Annotated in this window: 15 protein-coding genes; 8 read left to right on the top strand and 7 right to left on the bottom strand. The window is 67.9% G+C overall.

Features of this window, described 5'->3' with window-relative positions; all coding sequences use genetic code 11:
• Nucleotides 1–80: 80 nt before the first annotated feature.
• The 6 genes from BM162_RS06695 to BM162_RS06670 form a co-directional block, all read right to left on the bottom strand.
• Entirely contained in the window at nucleotides 81–1,556 is a 1,476-nt protein-coding gene (locus BM162_RS06695) for a fused MFS/spermidine synthase (RefSeq protein WP_177215087.1), read from the bottom strand.
• Nucleotides 1,557–1,846: 290 nt separating this feature from the next.
• Nucleotides 1,847–2,644, bottom strand: coding sequence for an FAD binding domain-containing protein (locus BM162_RS06690; protein WP_093419544.1), 798 nt, complete (start codon nucleotides 2,642–2,644; stop codon nucleotides 1,847–1,849).
• A gap of 14 nt (nucleotides 2,645–2,658) precedes the next feature.
• Entirely contained in the window at nucleotides 2,659–5,019 is a 2,361-nt protein-coding gene (locus BM162_RS06685; protein ID WP_093419541.1) for a xanthine dehydrogenase family protein molybdopterin-binding subunit, read from the bottom strand.
• A gap of 13 nt (nucleotides 5,020–5,032) precedes the next feature.
• Nucleotides 5,033–5,539, bottom strand: coding sequence for a (2Fe-2S)-binding protein (locus tag BM162_RS06680; protein ID WP_093420021.1), 507 nt, complete (start codon nucleotides 5,537–5,539; stop codon nucleotides 5,033–5,035).
• Between the two features lie 118 nt (nucleotides 5,540–5,657).
• Nucleotides 5,658–6,875: a vWA domain-containing protein gene (locus BM162_RS06675; RefSeq protein WP_093419538.1), complete on the bottom strand. Its 1,218-nt coding sequence runs from the start codon at nucleotides 6,873–6,875 to the stop codon at nucleotides 5,658–5,660.
• On the bottom strand, nucleotides 6,875–7,792 hold the full coding sequence (locus BM162_RS06670; protein ID WP_093419536.1) for an AAA family ATPase: 918 nt from the start codon (nucleotides 7,790–7,792) through the stop codon (nucleotides 6,875–6,877). The genes BM162_RS06675 and BM162_RS06670 overlap by 1 nt, the downstream gene beginning before the upstream one ends.
• Nucleotides 7,793–7,969: 177 nt before the next feature.
• On the opposite strand from BM162_RS06670, the gene BM162_RS06665 reads away from it, so the two are divergent.
• The 3 genes from BM162_RS06665 (at nucleotide 7,970) to BM162_RS06655 (ending at nucleotide 12,451) form a co-directional block, all read left to right on the top strand.
• Nucleotides 7,970–8,935, top strand: coding sequence for a helix-turn-helix domain-containing protein (locus BM162_RS06665; protein ID WP_093419533.1), 966 nt, complete (start codon nucleotides 7,970–7,972; stop codon nucleotides 8,933–8,935).
• Nucleotides 8,936–9,042: 107 nt separating this feature from the next.
• Complete coding sequence (locus BM162_RS06660) at nucleotides 9,043–10,449, top strand: aldehyde dehydrogenase family protein (RefSeq protein WP_093419531.1); 1,407 nt, start codon at nucleotides 9,043–9,045, stop codon at nucleotides 10,447–10,449.
• Nucleotides 10,450–10,471: 22 nt separating this feature from the next.
• The gene (locus BM162_RS06655) at nucleotides 10,472–12,451 is read left to right on the top strand and encodes a copper amine oxidase (RefSeq protein ID WP_093419528.1); all 1,980 of its coding nucleotides are present in this window, start codon (nucleotides 10,472–10,474) and stop codon (nucleotides 12,449–12,451) included.
• 235 nt (nucleotides 12,452–12,686) lie between these two features.
• Here BM162_RS06655 and BM162_RS06650 read toward each other — a convergent pair whose 3' ends face one another.
• A complete protein-coding gene (locus BM162_RS06650; protein ID WP_093419526.1) occupies nucleotides 12,687–13,361 on the bottom strand; it encodes an IclR family transcriptional regulator in 675 nt (224 codons plus the stop codon).
• A gap of 96 nt (nucleotides 13,362–13,457) precedes the next feature.
• On the opposite strand from BM162_RS06650, the gene BM162_RS06645 reads away from it, so the two are divergent.
• The 5 genes from BM162_RS06645 to nirK all read left to right on the top strand — a co-directional run.
• On the top strand, nucleotides 13,458–15,749 hold the full coding sequence (locus BM162_RS06645; protein WP_093419523.1) for a cytochrome P450/oxidoreductase: 2,292 nt from the start codon (nucleotides 13,458–13,460) through the stop codon (nucleotides 15,747–15,749).
• A 43-nt stretch (nucleotides 15,750–15,792) separates the two neighbouring features.
• Nucleotides 15,793–16,821, top strand: coding sequence for a TRAP transporter substrate-binding protein (locus BM162_RS06640; RefSeq protein WP_093419520.1), 1,029 nt, complete (start codon nucleotides 15,793–15,795; stop codon nucleotides 16,819–16,821).
• A gap of 37 nt (nucleotides 16,822–16,858) precedes the next feature.
• On the top strand, nucleotides 16,859–17,371 hold the full coding sequence (locus tag BM162_RS06635; RefSeq protein ID WP_218153072.1) for a TRAP transporter small permease: 513 nt from the start codon (nucleotides 16,859–16,861) through the stop codon (nucleotides 17,369–17,371).
• Entirely contained in the window at nucleotides 17,368–18,669 is a 1,302-nt protein-coding gene (locus BM162_RS06630; RefSeq protein ID WP_093419518.1) for a TRAP transporter large permease, read from the top strand. The genes BM162_RS06635 and BM162_RS06630 overlap by 4 nt, the downstream gene beginning before the upstream one ends.
• Nucleotides 18,670–19,189: 520 nt before the next feature.
• On the top strand, nucleotides 19,190–19,834 hold a 645-nt coding region (gene nirK / locus BM162_RS06625; RefSeq protein ID WP_093419515.1), incomplete at its 3' end, for a copper-containing nitrite reductase.

The following is a 19,834-nucleotide window of genomic DNA, read 5'->3' as shown; positions in this document are numbered from 1 at the left end:
TCCCTGTCTGCGACACGCGAAGGGTAGCGCGCTGTCGCCTTCAGCCAAAGCCGCCCGGTGATGCAGGGGCGCGGTGTCTCCTATCGATGACCGACCCAGCCGCGGTCGTCGGTGAATGCGCGGGCCGGCGAAATGCTGACGGGCCGGTAGCCGTCGGGGAGTGCATCCAAGGCCGCCAGCGGCTCGCGCGAGGCCGCCAGCAGGATATTGACCCGCCCGCCCTCCGTCGACGATCCCTGCACCGCCCGGACGTGCGGGTAGAGTTCGGTGAGGATCGCGTGCACGCCGCGGGCCAGCGGCCCGTCGGGCGTGTCGATCAGGTTCACGTAGACAGGGCCGTCCACCATCGTGCGGAGGCGTTCGTAGGTTTCGCGCGTGACCAGGTGCGCCGGGACCGAGCCCGAGGAGAACGCGTCCATCACGGCGGCGTCGAAGCGGCGTTCGGTCCCGTTCAGGAAGACCCGACCGTCGGCGTGCACGATGCCGAGCCGACCGTCCCCCTCGCCGCCGACTTCGTGGCCGGTGCGCTCGATCATGTCGCCCGCGTTCGGCAAATGTTGCTCCACCACCCTCGTGATGAGCGGGTCGATCTCGACCGAAACCGCCCGCGCGGCCGGACGCGACTCGAGCAGCTTCGTGGGCAGCGTGTAGCCGCCCCCGCCCACGAACAGGACCGAGGGCGCCGGCCCGAGGTCGCGATCGAGGCGCGCCCAAAGCCACCGCGTGTAAGACAGGGCGAGGTCGCCCGAGGCTCCGGCATCGCCTTCCGCGACGGTCCGCTCGGCCGCCTGGAGCGTGCCGTCCGAGTAAAGCCGGACCTCGTCGCCATCGCGCACGACATGGATGCACGACAGGCCGGATTCGTACCGGCACGTAGATCCCCCGGCGATGCCCGCGAACAGGATGAAGGCCGCAGCGCCAACTACAACGCCGGGCTGCGGCTCCGATCCCAACTTGACGGCCCGCGCCCCGCCGCCGGGCCGGCCCCCGCGCACGAAGAAGATGCAGAGCAGCGCGACGATACCGCACCCGGCGAAGGTCGCCGTCGATCCTGCCAGCGGCAGCGCGACGAAGCCCGCAAGAATCGCGCCGAGGATGGCGCCTGACGACCCGGACGCGAGCACGAGCCCCAGTGACGACCCCTCCCGCCCCGGCCGCGCCTCGACGGCGGCCTTGGCCAGGAACGGCGAAGGCAGCGTGACGCAGACCGACGCGGGGAAGAAGGCGAGGAAGACGCTGACCAGCATCCCGCCGGTGCCCCGCGCGCCCATCGCGTAGACCAGCCCCAGCGCCGACGGCGACAGGGCCATCAGGACCGCCGTGGCCACCAGCGCCATGCGCACGAGCCCCGCCGCAGCCCGCCGCTCGCGTTCGGCGATCAGACCGCCCAGCGCGCTGCCGAGCGAGAAGCCGGCGAGCACGGTGGCGATGACCGCCGTCCAGGTCAGCAGCGAGGTGCCGAAGAACGGGGCGAGCACCCGGCCCGCGGCGATCTCGTAGGTCAGCCCGACGGCGGACAGCACGAATGTCAGCGCGATCGTGATCCAGAACCGCATGTCACCCCCCAGCACACGAAGACGGTGCCGAGCCCGCCGTTCGCGGCATGTTGGCTCAGCTTGCGCGCAAGGGGAAGAGCGGCAGAAGCGCTGCCGTCAAGGAAGCACCCGAAGACCAGGCACACGGATGAGCCGACAGTCAAACACGTCGACGAGGTACGACGGGATTGACGCCTTGAAGTACATCAGCCGTCTTCCGCCAGCCGCACAGTATTGGCCAGCTCGACGCTTCAGGCACCGCGGTGCCTGCGTCGAACCGGTACCTGCGGTGGACGACAGGGGGCGAAAGGTCAGCCCAATGCCGCCACAGCCCGCCTCGCCATCACGCGGACGAGGTTCGCCCGATAGTCAGCGTCCGCGTGAATGTCCGACATGAAGCCCTCGGACGAGATCTCGACGCCGTCGACGGCATCGGCCGAGAAGTCTCCTGACAGTGCAGCCTCCAGCCCCTCGTGGCGGAACACGCCGCTTTCGCTCGCGCCCGTCACCGCGACGCAGGCCCCGGCGGCGGTGTCGGCCACGAAAACGCCCACGAGCGCATAGCGCGACGCCGGGTTCGGGAACTTGGCATAGGCTGCGCGCCGGGGTTTGGGGAAGCGGAGTTCGCGGATGATCTCGGCCTCTTCCAGGGCCGTCATGAACATGCCCTGGAAATAATCCTCGGCCGCAATCTCGCGCCGGTCGGTGACGATTGTCGCGCCCAGCGCGAGCACGGCGGATGGATAATCGGCCACAGGATCGTTGTTGGCGACCGAGCCGCCGATGGTCCCCATGTGCCGCACCGCCGCGTCACCGATGCCGGAGGCGAGCTGCGCGAGCGCGGGGATGGCCGCCTGCACGTCGGACGATCCTGCGACTTCGGCATGCGTGGTGGCTGCGCCGATCACCAACACGTCCCCTTCGACGCGGATGCCCGACATCCCGTCGATGCCGCGGATGTCGATCAGGTCGGTCGGAGCGGCGAGGTGCTGCTTCATCGTCGGAAGCAGCGTCTGGCCGCCGGCGAGCAGCGCGCCGTCCTCGGCGGACCTGAGCCCCGCCACGGCGTCCTCCAGGCTTGCCGGCTTGTGGTACTTGGTCGGATACATGCTCTCTTACCCTCTCACTCGGCCGCGATCGGCGTTTGCGTTGCCTGTATCATGCGCCAGACCTTCTGCGGCGTCGCCGGCATCTGCAGGTCGTTGTCGCCGATGGCGTCGGTGATCGCGTTGATGACCGCCGGCGGCGCACCGATGGCCCCCGCCTCGCCGCAGCCCTTCAGCCCCAGCGGGTTGTTGGGACAGACGGTCGTGTTGTGTTCGAGCGTGTAGAACGGCGTGTCCCAGGCCCGCGGCATGGCGTAGTCCATGTACGAGCCGGTCAGGAGTTGCCCGGCGTCGTCGTAGACGACGTTTTCCAGAAGCGCCTGCCCGATCCCCTGCGCCACGCCGCCGTGGACCTGGCCCTCGACGATCATCGGGTTGATGATGGTGCCGAAGTCGTCCGCGGCGGTGAACTGCACGATCTCGGTCACTCCGGTGTCCGGATCGACCTCGACCTCGCAGATATAGGCGCCTGCGGGGAAGGTGAAGTTGACGGGATCGTAGAACGCCCCCTCCTTCAGGCCCGGCTCCATGTCCGGCGGCAGGTTGTGGCCGGTATAGGCCGCGAGCCCCACCTCGTGCCACGCCATCTTCCGGTCGGTGCCGGCGACCTTCACCTCGCCGCCCTCGATGACGATGTCGTCCTCGGCGGCCTCCAGCGTGTGAGCGGCGATCTTCTTCACCTTGGCTTCGACCTTGTCCATCGCGCGGCTGATGGCCGAGAGCCCGACCGCCCCGGAACGGGACCCGTAGGTGCCCATGCCGAACTGCACCTTGTCGGTGTCGCCGTGGACGATCGACACGCTGTTCAGCGGCACGCCGAAGCGGTCGGCGACGACCTGCGCAAAGGTGGTCTCGTGCCCCTGGCCGTGGCTATGCGAGCCCGTCAGGACCTCGATCGTGCCGACCGGGTTCACGCGGACCTCCGCGCTTTCCCACAGGCCGACCCCTGCCCCGAGGGAGCCGACGGCGGCCGAGGGCGCGATGCCGCAGGCCTCGATATAGCAGGAATAGCCGAGGCCCCGCAGCTTGCCCCGTGCGGCGGCCTCTTTCCGGCGCTCGTCGAAGCCCGCGACGTCCGCGGCGGCCATGGCCTTGTCGAGGTTGCCGTGGAAGTCGCCCGAGTCGTAATTCATGATCACCGGCGTCTGGTGCGGGAATTCGGTGATGAAGTTCTTGCGCCGCAGCTCCGCAGGGTCGGCGCCCATCTCGCGCGCGGCCGTCTCCATCAGCCGCTCGACGAGATAGCAGGCCTCGGGCCGCCCGGCACCGCGATAGGCGTCGACCGGCACCGTGTTGGTATAGACGGCGCGCACGTTGCAGTGGATGTTCTGGATGTCGTACTGGCCCGACAACAGCGTGGCATAGAGATAGGTCGGCACCGCCGACGAAAAGAGCGACATGTAGGCGCCGAAGTTGGCGATCGTGTCGACCTTCAGTCCGACGATCTTCCCCTCGGTGTCAAAGCCGATCCGGGCCTTCGAGACGTGATCGCGCCCGTGCGCGTCCGTCATGAAGGCCTCGGACCGGGTCGAGGTCCACTTGACCGACCGCCCGGTCTTCATCGAGGCCCAGAGGCAGGTGATCTCTTCGGGATAAATATAGATTTTCGAGCCGAAGCCGCCGCCCACGTCGGGCGCCACGACGCGCAGCTTGTGCTCGGGCGCGACGTTGTAGAACGCCGAAAGGACCAGCCGCGCGACGTGCGGGTTCTGCGACGTGGTGTAGAGCGTGTAATGCTCGTCCGCCTCGTCATAGATCGCCACGGCCGAGCGCGGCTCCATCGCGTTGGGCGAAACGCGGTTGTTGACGATGGGAAGCTCGGTGACGTGCGCGGCCCCGGCGAGCGCCTCGTCCGTCGCGGCTTCCTCGCCGATCTCCCAGTCGTAGATCAGGTTGCCCGGCGCGTTGTCGTGAAGCTGCGGCGCGCCCTCTGCCAGCGCCTTCTCGGCGTTGGTGACGGCGGGCAGTTCCTCGTATTCGACCTCGACCGCCTCGGCGGCGAGACGCGCCTGTGCCGCCGTGTCGGCGATGACGACCGCCACGGCATCGCCCACGTAGCGCACCCGGTCGGTCGCCAGAGCCGACCAGGCGCCCATGTTCATCGCAGAGCCGTCTTTCGACGTGATGGCCCAGCCGCAGATGATGTTGCCGATCCCGTCGCCGGTCAGTTGGTGGCCGTCGAGCACGGCGACGACGCCCTCCATCGCCTCTGCCGCCGACCTGTCGATCCCGGTGACCTTCGCGTGCGCGTGCGGGCTGCGGACGAAGGCGGCGTAGGCCTGGTTCTCCATCCGGATGTCGTCGGTGTACTTGCCCTTGCCGGTGATGAAACGCCGGTCTTCCGTCCGCTTCACGCGGGCGCCGATTCCCTCGGTCATGGTCGATCCTCCCTCACTCGGCCGCATGCGCGGGGGCATCGGCCCCCTGGATGCGCGCGGCCGCATCCTCGATGGCGCGGACGATGTTGTGGTATCCGGTGCAGCGGCAGATATTGCCCTCGAGCTCGTGCCGGATCGTCTCGGCGTCGAGGTCCTTCCCGGCAGCCCGGTAGCGGTTCACCATGTCGATGCCGCTCATGATCATGCCGGGGGTGCAGAAGCCGCATTGCAGCGCGTGGTGGTCGTTGAAGGCCGCCTGCATCGGATGAAGCTCCCGCCCCTGCGCCACGCCCTCGATCGTCGTCACCTCGGCGCCGTCGAGCGAGACGGCGAGCGCTGTGCAGGACTTCACCGCCTTGCCGTTCACGTGGACGACGCAGGCGCCGCACTGGCTGGTGTCGCAACCGACATGGGTGCCGGTCAGGCGCAGGTCCTCGCGCAGGAAATCCGAAAGCAATGTGGTGTCGGGCACGTCCCGCCGCACCGGCTTGCCGTTCACCGTCAGGTTGACGTTGGTCATGAAGTCCTCCCTCTTGCCGGGCACGCCCGCCCTCCTCCGGCGGGAGCCTCCGGCTATCCCTATCGAGAAGCCTACCGGCAGCTTGACGTAAGGCAAGACCCTTCGCGCCACGGTCCCGTCAACGGGTCTGCATCGCCCGGAGCAGGCGATCCCGTTCGCCCGAGGCCCCCAGCGCGCGCGACAGGTCGGCGAGGCTGTCGAGCGAGTGGCAGGCGTGGAAGCTGTCGACGTGGGGCAAGAGCGCGCGGATGCCCCCCGCCTCGGGCGCAAAGCCGTCGAAGCGCAGCAGCGGGTTCAGCCAGACAAGCGCTCGCGCCGACAGGTGCAGCCGCTCGGCCTCCTGCGCCAGAAGCGCGGCGTCGCCTCGCTCCAAACCATCCGTGATCAGCAGGACAACCGCTCCCCGTCCGAGAACGCGCCGCGACCAGTCCTTGTTGAACCGCTCCAGCGCCGTCCCGATCCGCGTGCCGCCCTCCCAGTCGCGCGCCTCCCGCCCTATGGCGGCGAGCGCGGCGTCCGGGTCGGCGCGGTCGAGAGCGCGGGTCACGTTCGTAAGGGCGGTGCCGAAGGTGAAGGCGTGGACGCGGCCCCAGCCCCGCTCGCGGGCATGAGAGAGGGCGTGGAGGAAGCGCAGCACGACGCGCGAGTAGACAGACATGGAGCCCGAGATATCGCACAGTGCAACCAGGTCGGGCGGGCGCACGGCGGGCGTCCTGCGAGCGATGCGGTCGACCTCGCCCGCCTTGCGAAGCGCGGCGCGCATGGTCGCCCGCGCATCCGGTGCACCCCGCCGCGAGCGCTGCCCGCGCCGGGTCCGGATGGGCTTGACCGGAAGGGCCAGCGTGGCAACGGCACGTTCCGCCTCGGCCAGTTCGGCGGCGCTCATCTGCTCGAAGTCCATGCGGCGCAGGACCTCCATGCCCGACCAGTTCACCAGCGCGGCCTCGACGCGCTCCTCCTGCTTGCGCGGCGCCTCGGGCGGCGGGCGGTCACGGGCCAGAGCGTCCTCGGCCCGGCGCCGGGCGGCGTCGTCCTTCGGCTGCCGCGCGTCCTGTCGCAGTTGCGGCGACAGCAGGTGCATCATCGTCTGAAGGAAGTCCGGGTCGCGCCAGAACATCGCGAAGACCTGGTGGAAGGTCTCGAGGTCCTCGGCCCGCGTCACCATCGTGGCGCGCAGCGTGTGGTAAAAGTCGGTGCGACGGGAAAAGCCGGCGGCCTCGACCGCACGCACGGCCGTCTCGACCTGCGCGGTGCCGACGCGCAGCCCCGCCTTCCTGAGCGCCCGCCCGAAGTGGACGATGTTTTCGACGAGCCGTCCGTCTTCCGCCCCGTCCATCAGGAAACGTCTGCCAGCGCGCCCTTCGCCTCGTCCAGCAGGCGCGTGGTCTCGGCGCCGGCGATGCGCGCGATGTCGTCCTGGTATTTCAGCACCGCGCCGAGCGTATCGGTGATCACCTCGGGCGACAGCGCCACCGCGTCGAGCGCGACGAGGCAGCGCGCCCAGTCGATCGCCTCGGCCACGCCCGGCGACTTGAACAGGTCCTGCCCACGCAGCGCCTGCACGAAGGCCACGATCTCTTCCGACAGCCTTTGCGTGGCCTCTGGCACCCGGGCGCGCAGGATGGCCAGTTCCCGCTCGAACGTCGGGTAGTCGACCCAGTGGTACAGGCAGCGGCGCTTCAGGGCGTCATGCACCTCGCGCGTGCGGTTGGACGTGAGCACGACGATCGGCGGCTCCTGCGCCGTCACGGTGCCCAGTTCGGGAATCGTGACCTGAAAATCGGACAGCACCTCGAGCAGGAACGCCTCGAACGGCTCGTCCGTGCGGTCGACCTCGTCGATCAGCAGGACGGGCGGCCCCTCGGCGTGCGGCTCGAGCGCGTCCAGAAGCGGGCGGCGGATCAGGTAGTCGGCCGAAAAGAGCTCGGCCTGCAGCTCGCCCCGGTCCGCCTGCCCGGCCGCCTCGGCGGTGCGGATGGCGACCATCTGGGCCGCGAAGTTCCATTCATAGATCGCCGAGGCCGCGTCGAGCCCCTCGTAGCATTGCAGCCGGATCAGCCTGCGGCCCAGCCCGGCGGCCAGCGCCTTGGCGATCTCGGTCTTTCCGGTGCCCGCCTCCCCTTCGAGGAACAGCGGCTTGCCCAGGGTGAGCGACAGGAAGACGACGGTCCCGAGCCCCCGGCCGCAGACGTAATCCTGCTCTGCGAGACAGGCGATGGTTTCGTCGATGCTGGCGGGAATGGACGCCACCATTGCTCCTCGCGGACAGTCAATCGTCGTCTTGTTTAGACAGTCGCAGCCGGGCTGTCCATGTCGCCATGCCGTCGGGTAATGGCGTCCCGGGTTGTTCGGCTGGAGGTCCTTGCGTAGGCTCTCCCGCACATCCGGCTCTGAAAGCCGCTGCATCCATCGGGGAGATCGCTTGGCATCATGGCCCTTCGACCAGAGCCGCAGACCCTGATCCGGTCCACCGATACCCGCGCGCATCCCAAGCCGGTCGAGGATTTCGCCCGCGACGTGCAGGCGATCTGCGGGCAGTTCTGCGTGGAGCCTGCCGCGCAACGTCGCGGCCTGGTCGCGGGTGCGGCATCGCGCATCCAGGTGTCGCGCTTCGAGACCGCCATCGTGTCGCTTGATGCGCAGAAGGTGGCGCGCGACCAGCGGATGATCCGGTCGGACCCGGGCGATCACCTGTTCCTGCTGGTGCAGGACAAGGGCATGTGCCGCATCCATCAGGCGGGAAAGGCGCATGTGCTGTCGCCGGGGGACATGTACCTCGTCGACTCGGCCCGCCCGTCCGAGTTCGTCTATGACGGCGCCAATTCGCGGCAGGTTTCGATCCACCTTCCGCGCGATGAGCTGATGCACCGCTTCGGACCCGTGTGCACCGGCGGGCTCGAGATTGACCGGGACGACCCGTTGTTCCTGGCGATGCGCGCCGTTCTGGCGAAGCTGTTCGTCGAAGACGGCGCCGTCGCACCCCACCTCGGCGAGGCGCTCCTGAGCCTGCTCGGCGCCTACCTGCGGTGTCTCGAACATCAGGCGGGGATGGCCGAGAAGAAGGAAGAGGCGGTTCTGTCACGCGCCCTCGCCGTCATCGAGCGGCGGTGCAGCGAACCGGACTTCGGCACCGCCGACCTCGCCGGAGAACTGGGCGTTTCGCCACGCACGCTGCAGCGGCATTTCTCGGCGCTCGGAGAGACTGTGAGCGAGCGCCTTCTGGCCGTACGGCTGGAGAGCGCCCGGGCTCGCCTGGCGGCGCCGGCCACGCCCGGACAGAGCGTCTCGGCCATCGCCTACGAGACCGGCTTCAACGACCTGTCGTACTTCTATCGCGCCTTTCGCAAGCGCTTCGGAACGTCTCCCGGTGCCGCGCGCAAGACGTTGTCGCCCTGAGCCACAGCATCTGGCGCTGTGGTCCAAGACCCGCGTGCGGAACCCAGTACTTTGCTCCTCCACATGGCCTGCGGGACCGCGGGCCGAAGCTTTGGGAGGAGCAAGAGTTGTACACCTACGACCTGACCATCGACGGAAACGCCGTCTCTACCGGGTCCACCTTCGAAGTCATCAATCCGTCGACGCTGCAACCGGCCGGCGCGGCTCCGAACGCCGGGGCGGCTGAACTCGACGCCGCGGTGGCCGCGGCCAAGCGCGCGTTCGAGACGTGGTCGCAGAAGTCGGACGAGGAGTTGCAGGCCGCCTGCGAAGAGGTGACCGCGAAGATCGGCGAACATGCCGAGGAGCTCGCGCAGATCATCACGGCCGAGCAGGGCAAGCCGCTGAACGGGCTCGGCTCGCGCTGGGAAGTCGGCGGCGCGGGCGCGTGGGCCGGATACACCGCAGGGCTGTCGCTGCCGATGAAGGTGCTTCAGGACAACAACGAAGGCCGGGTCGAGCTGCACCGCAAGCCGCTGGGCGTGGTCGGGTCGATCACGCCCTGGAACTTCCCCGTCCTGATCGCGATCTGGCACATCATGCCCGCTCTGCGCACCGGCAACACGGTCGTCATCAAGCCCTCGCCCCTGACGCCGCTGTCCACCCTGCGGCTCGTGCAGATCATGAACGAGGTGCTCCCCGCGGGCGTGGTCAACGTGGTGACCGGCGATGACGCCGAGCAGAACCTCGGTGCGCTCATGTCCGCGCATTCCGACATCCGCAAGATCGTCTTCACCGGCTCCTGCGCGACCGGCCAGAAGGTCATGCGCTCTGCGGCCGAGACGATGAAGCGCCTGACGCTGGAGCTTGGCGGCAACGACGCCGGGATCGTGCTTCCCGACGCCGACCCGAAACAGATCGCCGAGGGGCTGTTCTGGGGCGGGTTCATCAACAACGGCCAGACCTGCGCCGCCATGAAGCGGCTCTATGTCCATGAAAGCATCCATGACGAGGTCTGCGAGGCTCTCGTGGACTATGCGCGCAACGTGCCGATGGGCGACGGGCTCGACGAGAATTCCGTGCTGGGTCCGGTGCAGAACCGGATGCAGTTCGACAAGCTGTCGCGCCTCGTCGCGGACGCCTGCGAGCGGGGTGACGTGCTGCTTGGCGGGAAACCCGGCGACGGCCTCTTCTTCCCGCCGACGATCATCGCCGGCCTGAAGAACGGCGACGCGCTGGTGGACGAGGAACAGTTCGGCCCGGCGCTGCCGATCATCAAATACAGTGACGTCGAGGATGCCATCGCGCAGGCGAACGACAGCGCCAACGGGCTGGGCGGTTCGGTCTGGTCGAGCGACATCGACGCGGCCCGCGCCGTGGCGAAGCGGATGGAATGCGGCTCGGTCTGGATCAACAAGCACGGCATGATCCAGCCCAACGCGCCCTTCGGCGGGGTGAAGTCCTCGGGCATCGGAGTAGAGTTCGGAGAAGAAGGCCTGGCCGAATACACCGATATCCAGGTGCTGTTCGCCTGAGACCGATAACAGGGAGAGAAAGATGAACGTGAAGACCCTACTGACCGGGAGCGCAGCATTCGTGCTCGGCGCCACCGGTGCCCTCGCCCACCCGCTCGACGGGCTGACGCCCGACGAGTACGGGCAGATCAACGAGATCCTGCGCGGCGCCGACATCGCGTCGGACGACACGCTCTACCCGCTGATCGAACTGATCGAGCCGCCGAAGTCCGAGGTGCTGGCCTGGGAGCAGGGAGAGGAGGTCGACCGCCGCGCGATGGTGCACATGACCGCCCCCGACGGCGACGGCTTCATCGAGGCGACGGTCAACCTCACCGACGGCGAGGTCGAAGGCACCGAACCGGTCAGCGGCCAGCCGATGATCCTGTTCCAGGAGTTCATCTCGGCCATGGAAGCGGCGCTGTCGCATCCCGACATGGTCTCGGGCCTCGAAAGCCGCGGCCTGACGCCCGACGACGTGTTCTGCCTGCCGCTGACGGCCGGCAACTTCTTCTCGGGCGAGGAAGACGGCAACCGCCTGATGAAGGTGCCGTGCTACGTGAACCCGACCGGCTCGAACTTTTACGCCAAGCCGGTCGAGGGGCTGTTTGCGGTCGTCGATCTGAACTCGGGCGAGGCGCTGCGGATCGTCGATGAGGGCAACGTGCCGATCCCCGAAGATCCGTGGGGCTATACCGAGGAGGAGATCGCCGAGCGCATGGCGCTGCGGCCGGTCACCAACCCCGCCAAGGTCGACCAGGAAGGCGAGCCGAACTACACCATCGACGGCAGCCAGATCGAGTGGGACATCTGGCGCTTCCGTCACCGCATCGACAAGCGGCCCGGACCGGTGCTGTCCCAGATCCAGGTGCAGGACAGCGACGAGTGGCGCTCGGTCCTCTACCAGGCGCACCTGTCCGAGGTCTTCGTCCCCTACATGGACCCCACCGCCGGCATGTACTGGCGCACCTACATGGACAGCGGCGAATACGGCTTCGGCCTGTTCCTGACGCCGCTGACCCCGGGCGTCGATTGCCCCGCCTACGCGACCTACATGCCTGCCGTCATAGCCGACGACGCCGGCAACCCGCTCGAGATCCCGGACGCGATCTGCATCTTCGAGCGCAACATCGGCGACCCGGCCTGGCGGCACTTCGAGGTCTTCGCGCAGACGCCCGAGAACTTCGTGCCCGCCGAGGGCCGCCCGGCGACCGAGTTGGTCTATCGCACGGCGTCCGAGGTCGGGAACTACGATTACCTGATCGACTATCGCTTCAAGCAGAACGGCGAGATGAAGATCATGATCGGGGCGACGGGTCTTGACGCGGTCAAGGGCGTGGCGACCACGCATCTCGACGACGATACGGCCGAGGAAGACACGAAGTGGGGCACGCTGATCGCGCCGAACCTCGTGGCGTCGAACCACGACCACTACTTCAACTTCCGGCTCGACTTCGACGTGGACCAGCCCGTGAACGAGTTCGCCACGCTCGACATCGTGCCTGCCGAGGTGCCGGCCGACAGCCCGCGCACGTCAATGTGGACGGTCGAGGAGAACGTGCCCGACTCCGAGCTCGACGCGCGCTACCGGATCAGCGCGATGGAACCGCGCTACTTCACCCTCTACAACCGTGACCGCGAGGGGCCGCTGGGCCACAACCCGTCCTACCTGATCCACCACGGCAACATCGCCTACGGTCCGTTCGACTTCGAGAACGATCCGCCGATGAAGCGCAACGCCTATATCGAGTACTCGGTCTGGAACACGGTCTACGACCCCGAGCAGCGCTATGCCGGCGGAAAGTTCGCCATGCAGAGTGACGGGTCCGACACGCTGGCCGAGTGGGTGAAGGCGGACAAGCCGCTGGCGGGTGAGGACATCGTCACCTGGTTCACCGCCGGCTTCCACCACATCCCGCGGCTCGAGGACTGGCCGGTGATGTCCACCGACTGGAAGACGGTGCACATCATACCCAACAACTTCTTCTCGCTGAACCCGGCGATCAACCTTCGCAAGGACTGAGGCGAACGCCGTACAAGTCAAAGGAGGCGCACGGGAAACCGTGCGCCTTTTTCGTTTCGTTGGTTGTATCTCTCCGCGGTTCTTCCATTCCGGCCGCCACGCCGGACTGCGGTCTTTGCGAATGAGCAAGCTGGTCGACTGAACCGCTCAGAGCCGAGCGTCATCCTTGGACGCTGGTCCTCCCCTATGGAGCCAGCGTTTCCTGCCGAGGCGCGGCGTCTGCGCTGACGGAAGATCAGCTGTTATTGAGCGCCAGCGCGCGCGCGGCGTCTAGCGCCGCCGTGCGTACACGCTCGACGTCGAGATCCTGCAGCGCCACGACTCCGACGCAGGCTTCGGCATGTGCCAATGCGCGGTCGGCAAAACGCACGGGCGCGGCCACGCCTACGGCACCCGGCTGAAGTTCGCCGCGGGTGACGCTGTAGCCGTCTTCGCGCGCCTGCCGCACAGCGGGGGGATCGTCCGGCGCCTCGGGCCTGAGCGAGGCGATGGCCAGTCCCGCAGCGCCACGTGTCACCGGGTGGCGCGATCCGACGCGGTAAGACACGCTCAACAGCGCGCTGTCGGGCTCGACCACTTGAAGTGCGACGCATTCGTCGCCGTGGCCGACGCAAAGGAAGGCGGTTGCGCCGGTTTCGTCGGCCAGCCGCTTGAGGACGGGGCGTGACAGGCTGCGCAATTGCCCCTCGACCCGTGCGGCGAGCGCGACCAGCCCTCCGCCGAGCGTGATGCGCCCGTCGTGCTGCCGGACGATCAGCATGTGCTGCTCAAGCGTCGCGACCAGCCGATAGGCGATGGCGCGGTGCACGCCCAGTGCCGAGGCTATCTGGGCAATGGTCAGCCCTTCTTCGTGCTGGGCCACCAGCTCCAGCACCCTCAGTCCACGCGACAGCGTCTGCAACGAGCTCATCGCCCCTCACCTCGTTGACAGCGGCCAGAACGCCGCCTAGTCTCCGGATAGTGCACATGTTGTGCGATAATTGCAAACATGCTGCGGAGGAGGAGCATGACCGACGTTCAGGAGGCGCAGCGCGCCACCGGCTGTCCGTTTTCCGAGAAGGCGCAGGCGTTCGATCCGTTCGGGGCCGAGTACCAGTTCGACCCGGCCGAGGCGCTGCGCTGGTCGCGCGAGCAGGAGCCCGTCTTCTACGCCTCCTCGCTCGGCTACTGGGTCGTGAGCCGCTACGACGACATCAAGGCGATCTTCCGCGACAACATCGCGTTCTCGCCCGCCATCGCGCTCGAGAAGATCACCCCGGTCTCGCAGGAGGCGATCGACGCGCTGAACGGCTATGGCTACGCGATGAACCGCACCCTCGTGAACGAGGACGAGCCGCAGCACACGGAGCGCCGTCGCGCGCTGATGTCCCACTTCGAACCCGCCCGCCTGGAAGGCCACGAGGAGATGGTGCGCCGCCTCACCCGCGAAGCGCTCGACCGCATCGTCGACCGGGGAGAGGCCGACCTGGTCGACGAGATGCTGTGGGAAATCCCGCTCACCGTCGCGCTGCACTTCCTGGGCGTGCCCGAGGACGACATGGCCAAGCTGCGCGAGTTTTCGGTCGCGCACACCGTCAACACCTGGGGCCGCCCTACGAAGGAAGAGCAGGTCGGCGTCGCGCACGCGGTGGGCAAGTTCTGGCAGTATTCCGGCCAAGTGCTCGAGAAGATGCGCGCGAACCCGGACATGCCCGGCTGGATGCCCTATGCCATCCGCAAGCAGAAGGAACTGCCCGAGGTCGTCACCGACAGCTACCTGCACTCGATGATGATGGCGATCATCGTCGCCGCGCACGAAACGACCGCTCACGCGTCGGCCAACATGTTCCGGCGCCTGCTGGAAAACCGCGAGCTGTGGGACGAGGTCTGCGCCGCGCCCTCGCTGATCCCCAACACGGTCGAGGAATGCCTGCGCCACTCCGGCTCGGTCGTGGCGTGGCGGCGGATCGCGACGAAGCCCGTGACCGTGGGCGGCGTGGACCTGCCCGAGGGCGCGAAGATCCTGATGGTCACCGCCTCGGCCAACCACGATCCGCGCCAGTTCGAGAACCCCGACGAGCTCGATATCTTCCGCGACAACACGACCGATCACCTCACCTTCGGCTACGGCTCGCACCAGTGCATGGGCAAGAACCTCGCCCGGCTCGAGATGCGGATCTTCCTCGAGGAATTCACCCGCCGCCTCCCGCACATGGAGCTGGTGGAGCAGGAGTTCACCTTCGTCCCCAACACCTCGTTCCGGGGCCCCGAGCATCTGCTGGTCCGCTGGGATCCGGCGAAGAACCCCGAGCGCACGGATCCGCAGGCCCGCGAGCCGCGGCTGCGTTTCGAGGTCGGCGCGCCCAACGCCAGCGCCCTGTCGCGCCCCGTCGTCGTGGCCGAACGCGAAGAGATCGCCGAGGGCGTTGTGCGCCTCTCGCTCGCCGATCCGAAAGGCCGCGACCTGCCGCGCTGGAGCGCGGGCGGCCACGTGGACCTGTTGTTCGGGGACTATGAGCGGAAGTATTCGCTCTGCGGCGACCCCGCCCGGACCGACCGCCTCCAGATCGCCGTCCTGCGCGAACCCGAGAGCCGGGGCGGTTCGGTCTGGCTGCACGACAACCTGCAGCCGGGCACCGAGCTCAGCTTCCGGGGGCCGAAGAACCACTTTCCGCTGGACGAGCACGCCGAGCGCTACGTCCTGATCGCCGGCGGCATCGGCATCACGCCGATCCTCGCCATGGCCGACCGGCTCAAGCACCTCGGCAAAGATTACGAGTTGCATTACGCCGGGCGGACGCGGGCGAAGATGGCGTTCCTCGACCGGCTGATGGCGGATCACGGGGAGCGGCTGAACGTCTATTCCGGCGACGAAGGACGGCGAATGGACCTCACCGGGCTCGCCGGCGGGTACGAGGTCGGACGGCAGGTCTATGCCTGCGGACCCGATCGCCTGCTCGACGCCATCGGCGCGGTTTGCGCCGACTGGCCGGAGGGTGCGCTGCACGTCGAGCACTTCACCGCCGGCGCGAGCCTTCTCGATCCCGAGCACGAGCAGCCGTTCGAGGCGGAACTCGCCGACAGCGGTTTCACCGTCACCGTCGCCGCCGACCAGACGCTGCTCGACGCCCTGCGGGCCGCCGGCATCGACGTGGCGAGCGACTGCGAAGAAGGGCTCTGCGGGACCTGCGAGGTGGGCGTGCTCGACGGCGACGTCGATCACCGCGACAAGGTGCTCAGCGCCGCCGAACACCGCGAGAGCAAGCGCCTGATGGCCTGCTGTTCCCGCGGGAAGGGCAAACTGCGGCTCGCGCTGTGAGCCGCGGCAGGCTAATCATCCGAACACGAAAGGGAGGAACACAATGACCAAGAGACGTACGTTCGCCGGTCTGGCGCTTGCCGCCAGCACGGCGCTCGCCGGGCTTCCGGCGCAGGCGCAGGACATCACCCTGCGGCTCAGCCACTTCCTGCCGCCGGTGCACGGCATCCACACGGACTTCATCGAGCCCTGGGCGGCCGACCTCGAGGAGTGCTCGGACGGCCAGGTGTCGGTCGAGATCTTCCCCGGCGGCACGCAGCTGGGCAACGTGGCGCGCCAGCAGGAACAGGTGCTCGCGGGCGTCGTGGACATCGCCCACGGCCTGCACGGCATCCCCCGCGGCCGTTTCCCGCGCACGTCGGTCATCGACATCCCCTTCCTGACCGAGGACGCCGGCGTCGCCAGCCGTACCCTGTGGGAACTGTTCCCCGAGCACCTCCAGGAAGAATACAACGGCCTCAAGGTGCTGGCGCTGCACGCCCATAACGGCGGCCTGATCCACACCGCCGACACCCCCGTGACCACGATGGAGGACATGGAGGGCCTGCGCATTCGCACGCCCAGCCCGGCCGTGTCGGCCATGCTCGAGGAACTGGGCGCCGAACCTGTGGGCCTGCCGCCCGGCCAGGTCTACGAGAACCTGCAGAAGGGCGTGATCGACGGCACGGTCTTCCCGTGGGATCCGGTCAACTCGTTCAAGCTGAGCGAGGTGCTGAACTATCACCTGGACGCCGGCGTCTACACCGTGTCGTTCTTCTTCGTGATGAACCAGAACACGTATGACGGGCTGCCCGAGGACGTGCAGGCCTGTGTCGACTCGCTGTCGGGCGACGCGCTGGTGGCGCGCTTCGGTGACTGGTGGGACGACTGGGACGCGCCAGGCCTCGCCGCCGCACAGGAGAAGGGCAGCAAGATCACGGAGCTGTCCGACGAAGAGCGCGAGCGTTGGCGCGAGGCGCTGCAGCCGATGATCGACGCCTACCTCGACTCGCTCGAAGCCGAGGGCGTGGACAACGCGCGCGAAATCTACCAGGCCGCTCAGGACCATGTCGCAGAACTCTCGGCAGAATAAGACGGACAAGCGGGCGGCGGTGATCCCCTCGCCCCGCATGCCCAAGGGTCGCCTCGGCACGATTGCCGGGGCGATTTTCCGCGTGACGGCACTGTTCGGAATGGCGTGCCTGTTCGGCGCCGGGCTAGTCACGGTGATCGACGTCGGCCTGCGGTTCGTCGGTGGCGCGATTCCCGGGGCTGTGGACCTTGTGCAGCTTCTGATCCTCGCCACCGCCTTCACCGCGATCCCCTTCGCCTTCTTCCGTGACGGTCACGTGAGCGTTGACCTTGTCACACAGGCGTTCCCCGACCGGGTGCAGGCGTTCCTGGCGGTCCTGACGGCGCTGGCCGCGCTGGGGCTGATGGCGCTGATCCTGTGGTATGGCTGGGGCGCCGCGCAGATGCAGATGATGTTCGGCGACGTGAGCCAGAACCTCCGCATCCCGATGATCTGGTACTGGGCACCGCTGCTCGCCGGATCGGGCCTGTCGATCCTGGCGTGCCTTTTCGCGCTCTGGGCCGCCGTCGTTTCCTTCCTCTTTCCCTCGACCGGACTGCACCGCGGATGACTGACCCCGTAATCGGCCTTCTGGGCTTCGTGATGACGCTCGCCCTGATCCTGCTGCGGGTCCCGGTCGCCGTGTCGATGGGCGTGACCGGAGTGGCCGGCTTCGCCTGGCTGAACGGCTGGACCGGCACCGCCTTCGTGCTGGGCGCCGCGCCGTTTGAGGCGGTGTTCCCCTACAGCCTGTCCGTCGTGCCGCTGTTCATCCTGATGGGCATCTTCGCCGCCCAGGCGGGCCTGTCGCGCAGCCTCTACGATGCGGTCAACGCCTTCACCGGCCACGCAAAAGGCGGACTGGCGATGGCGACCATCGGCGCCTGCGCGCTGTTCGGCGCGATCTGCGGATCGTCGCTGGCCACCTCGGCCACCATGTGCAAGGTCGCCCTGCCCGAGATGCGGCGGCACGGCTACGACGACCGCCTTGCCACCGCATCGATCGCGGCAGGCGGAACGCTGGGCGTGCTGATCCCGCCCTCGGTGATCCTGGTGCTCTACGGCCTGCTGACCGAGACCTCGATCGGCCAGCTTTTCATCGCCGCGCTGATACCGGGCCTGCTGGCAACGCTCCTTTACATGGGCGCGATCTGGGTGCAAGTGCGCCGCCGCCCCGGGCTGGGCCCGCCGAGCGAGCGGCACACCTGGCCCGAGCGGATGAGCGTGCTGGGCCGGGTCTGGGGCGTGCTGGGCCTGTTCGCGCTGGTGATCGGAGGGATGTACCTCGGCTGGTTCTCTCCGACCGAGGCCGCGGCCGTCGGCGCGCTTGGAGCGTTCTTCATGGCGCTGGCCTCGGGCGGACTGACGAAGGAGACATTCCTCGACAGTTGCTGGCAGACGATGGAGACGACGGGAATGATCTTTCTGATCCTCGTCGGCGCGGGGCTCTTCAACTATTTCATCGAGACGTCGGGCCTGCCCAGCTTCCTCGTCCGCACGATCGAAGGGGCGCAGCTGTCCTCCTTCACCGTCCTGCTGATCGTGGTGGTCTTCTACCTGCTGCTGGGCTGCGTGATGGACGCGCTGTCGATGGTGCTGCTGACCATTCCGTTCGTCTTCCCGATGGTGGCCGCGCTCGACGTGAACCCGGTGTGGTTCGGGATCCTCGTGGTTTCGGTGGCCGAGATAGGGCTGATCACGCCGCCGGTCGGCATGAACCTGTTCGTCATCCAGGGCGCCGCGGGCGACGTGCGGCAATCCACGATCTTCAGGGGCATCGTCCCGTTTCTGGGGGCGGACCTCGTGCGGATCGTCCTGTTGCTGCTTCTGCCCGCCATTGTGCTTTGGCTGCCGGACGTGATGTACTGAGCAGCAAGCTTTCCGGCAAAGCCCCGGAGGGGTGACGGGCGCGGGTCCCGTCGACCAGTTTTGCATCGCGCAAATCAGGCGCAGTGCGTCGGAGGACCATCGAACGATGTTCCTCCGACCTCTCACTGGACCAGGGCCACGCGCGATGCCGAGCCTTTCGACGAGGTCGCTCAGGCGTGCCTTCTGAGCAAGCGTGGGGCGAACTTCCCGTTCGGGCGGCTCGGGCATCACTGCAGCAGGCGCCGTATCGGGGGGCGCCCGGACCGACAACGGCCGGTGGGCGTGCTGAGTATCGTGTCACGCGCCGCGGGCGCAGGTGCGCCCCGGACTGCGGAAGCAGAACGTGGACGACGTCCCCCCTATCGCGCCCGATGCTTTGGGCCGCGGGAAGCCCACCCTCCTGTCACGACACCGAAATCCTGGCCTATCGCCGCCGAGTTTGCGCATTCGCAAAGTCGGGGTTTCCTGTGCGCGCTTAGGGTGAGTGCAACGTGATCAGGCGTTCGAAAGGAGAAAGACGATGCTTACACGTCGCGCCGCACTGATGGGGGCCGCAGGACTGGCCGCCGCTCCGCTTGCCGCCACGGCCGCGAAGGCCGGGGAGGCGATGGTCATCACCGATGCGGTCGAGGCGGACCTTTCGACCCTGCCCCGCCGCAAGGTCGAACTGGTCAAGCCACCCTTCGTGCACGCGCACGACCAGGTGGCGCGGCACGGGCCGGAGATCGTCGAGTTCCAGATGACCATCGAGGAGAAGGAGATCGAGGTCGACAAGGGGGCCTATCTTCAGGCGATGACCTTCGACGGCTCGGTGCCCGGACCGCTCATGGTGGTGCACGAGGGCGATTACGTGGAACTCACGCTGATCAACCCGGCGACGAACAGCCTGCCCCACAACATCGACTTCCACTCGGCCACGGGGGCCCTGGGCGGCGGCGCGCTGACGCTGGTGAACCCGGGCGAGATGACCAAGCTGCGGTTCAAGGCCACGCGGCCGGGCACGTTCGTGTACCACTGCGCGCCCGGCGGCCCCATGATCCCCTGGCACGTCGTCTCGGGCATGTCCGGCGCGATCATGATCCTGCCGCGCGACGGGCTGAGCGACGACCGCGGGCGCCCGGTGAGCTACGACAAGGTGTTCTATATCGGTGAGAACGACTTCTAC

It is taken from the genome of Tranquillimonas alkanivorans (assembly GCF_900115595.1).
In the GTDB taxonomy this organism is placed as follows: Bacteria; Pseudomonadota; Alphaproteobacteria; order Rhodobacterales; family Rhodobacteraceae; genus Tranquillimonas; species Tranquillimonas alkanivorans.
This window is presented reverse-complemented; position numbering and strand designations above follow the sequence as displayed.

Excerpts from the sequence above, each read along its gene's own strand:
- BM162_RS06635 (WP_218153072.1), top strand. The coding sequence starts at position 16,859 with ATGCCCAAGGGTCGCCTCGGCACGATTGCCGGGGCGATTTTCCGCGTG.
- BM162_RS06690 (WP_093419544.1), bottom strand. The coding sequence starts at position 2,644 with ATGTATCCGACCAAGTACCACAAGCCGGCAAGCCTGGAGGACGCCGTG.
- BM162_RS06680 (WP_093420021.1), bottom strand. The coding sequence starts at position 5,539 with ATGACCAACGTCAACCTGACGGTGAACGGCAAGCCGGTGCGGCGGGAC.
- BM162_RS06685 (WP_093419541.1), bottom strand. The coding sequence starts at position 5,019 with ATGACCGAGGGAATCGGCGCCCGCGTGAAGCGGACGGAAGACCGGCGT.
- BM162_RS06655 (WP_093419528.1), top strand. The coding sequence starts at position 10,472 with ATGAACGTGAAGACCCTACTGACCGGGAGCGCAGCATTCGTGCTCGGC.
- BM162_RS06650 (WP_093419526.1), bottom strand. The coding sequence starts at position 13,361 with ATGAGCTCGTTGCAGACGCTGTCGCGTGGACTGAGGGTGCTGGAGCTG.
- BM162_RS06695 (WP_177215087.1), bottom strand. The coding sequence starts at position 1,556 with ATGCGGTTCTGGATCACGATCGCGCTGACATTCGTGCTGTCCGCCGTC.
- BM162_RS06665 (WP_093419533.1), top strand. The coding sequence starts at position 7,970 with ATGGCCCTTCGACCAGAGCCGCAGACCCTGATCCGGTCCACCGATACC.
- BM162_RS06645 (WP_093419523.1), top strand. The coding sequence starts at position 13,458 with ATGACCGACGTTCAGGAGGCGCAGCGCGCCACCGGCTGTCCGTTTTCC.
- BM162_RS06670 (WP_093419536.1), bottom strand. The coding sequence starts at position 7,792 with ATGGTGGCGTCCATTCCCGCCAGCATCGACGAAACCATCGCCTGTCTC.
- BM162_RS06630 (WP_093419518.1), top strand. The coding sequence starts at position 17,368 with ATGACTGACCCCGTAATCGGCCTTCTGGGCTTCGTGATGACGCTCGCC.
- BM162_RS06640 (WP_093419520.1), top strand. The coding sequence starts at position 15,793 with ATGACCAAGAGACGTACGTTCGCCGGTCTGGCGCTTGCCGCCAGCACG.
- BM162_RS06675 (WP_093419538.1), bottom strand. The coding sequence starts at position 6,875 with ATGGACGGGGCGGAAGACGGACGGCTCGTCGAAAACATCGTCCACTTC.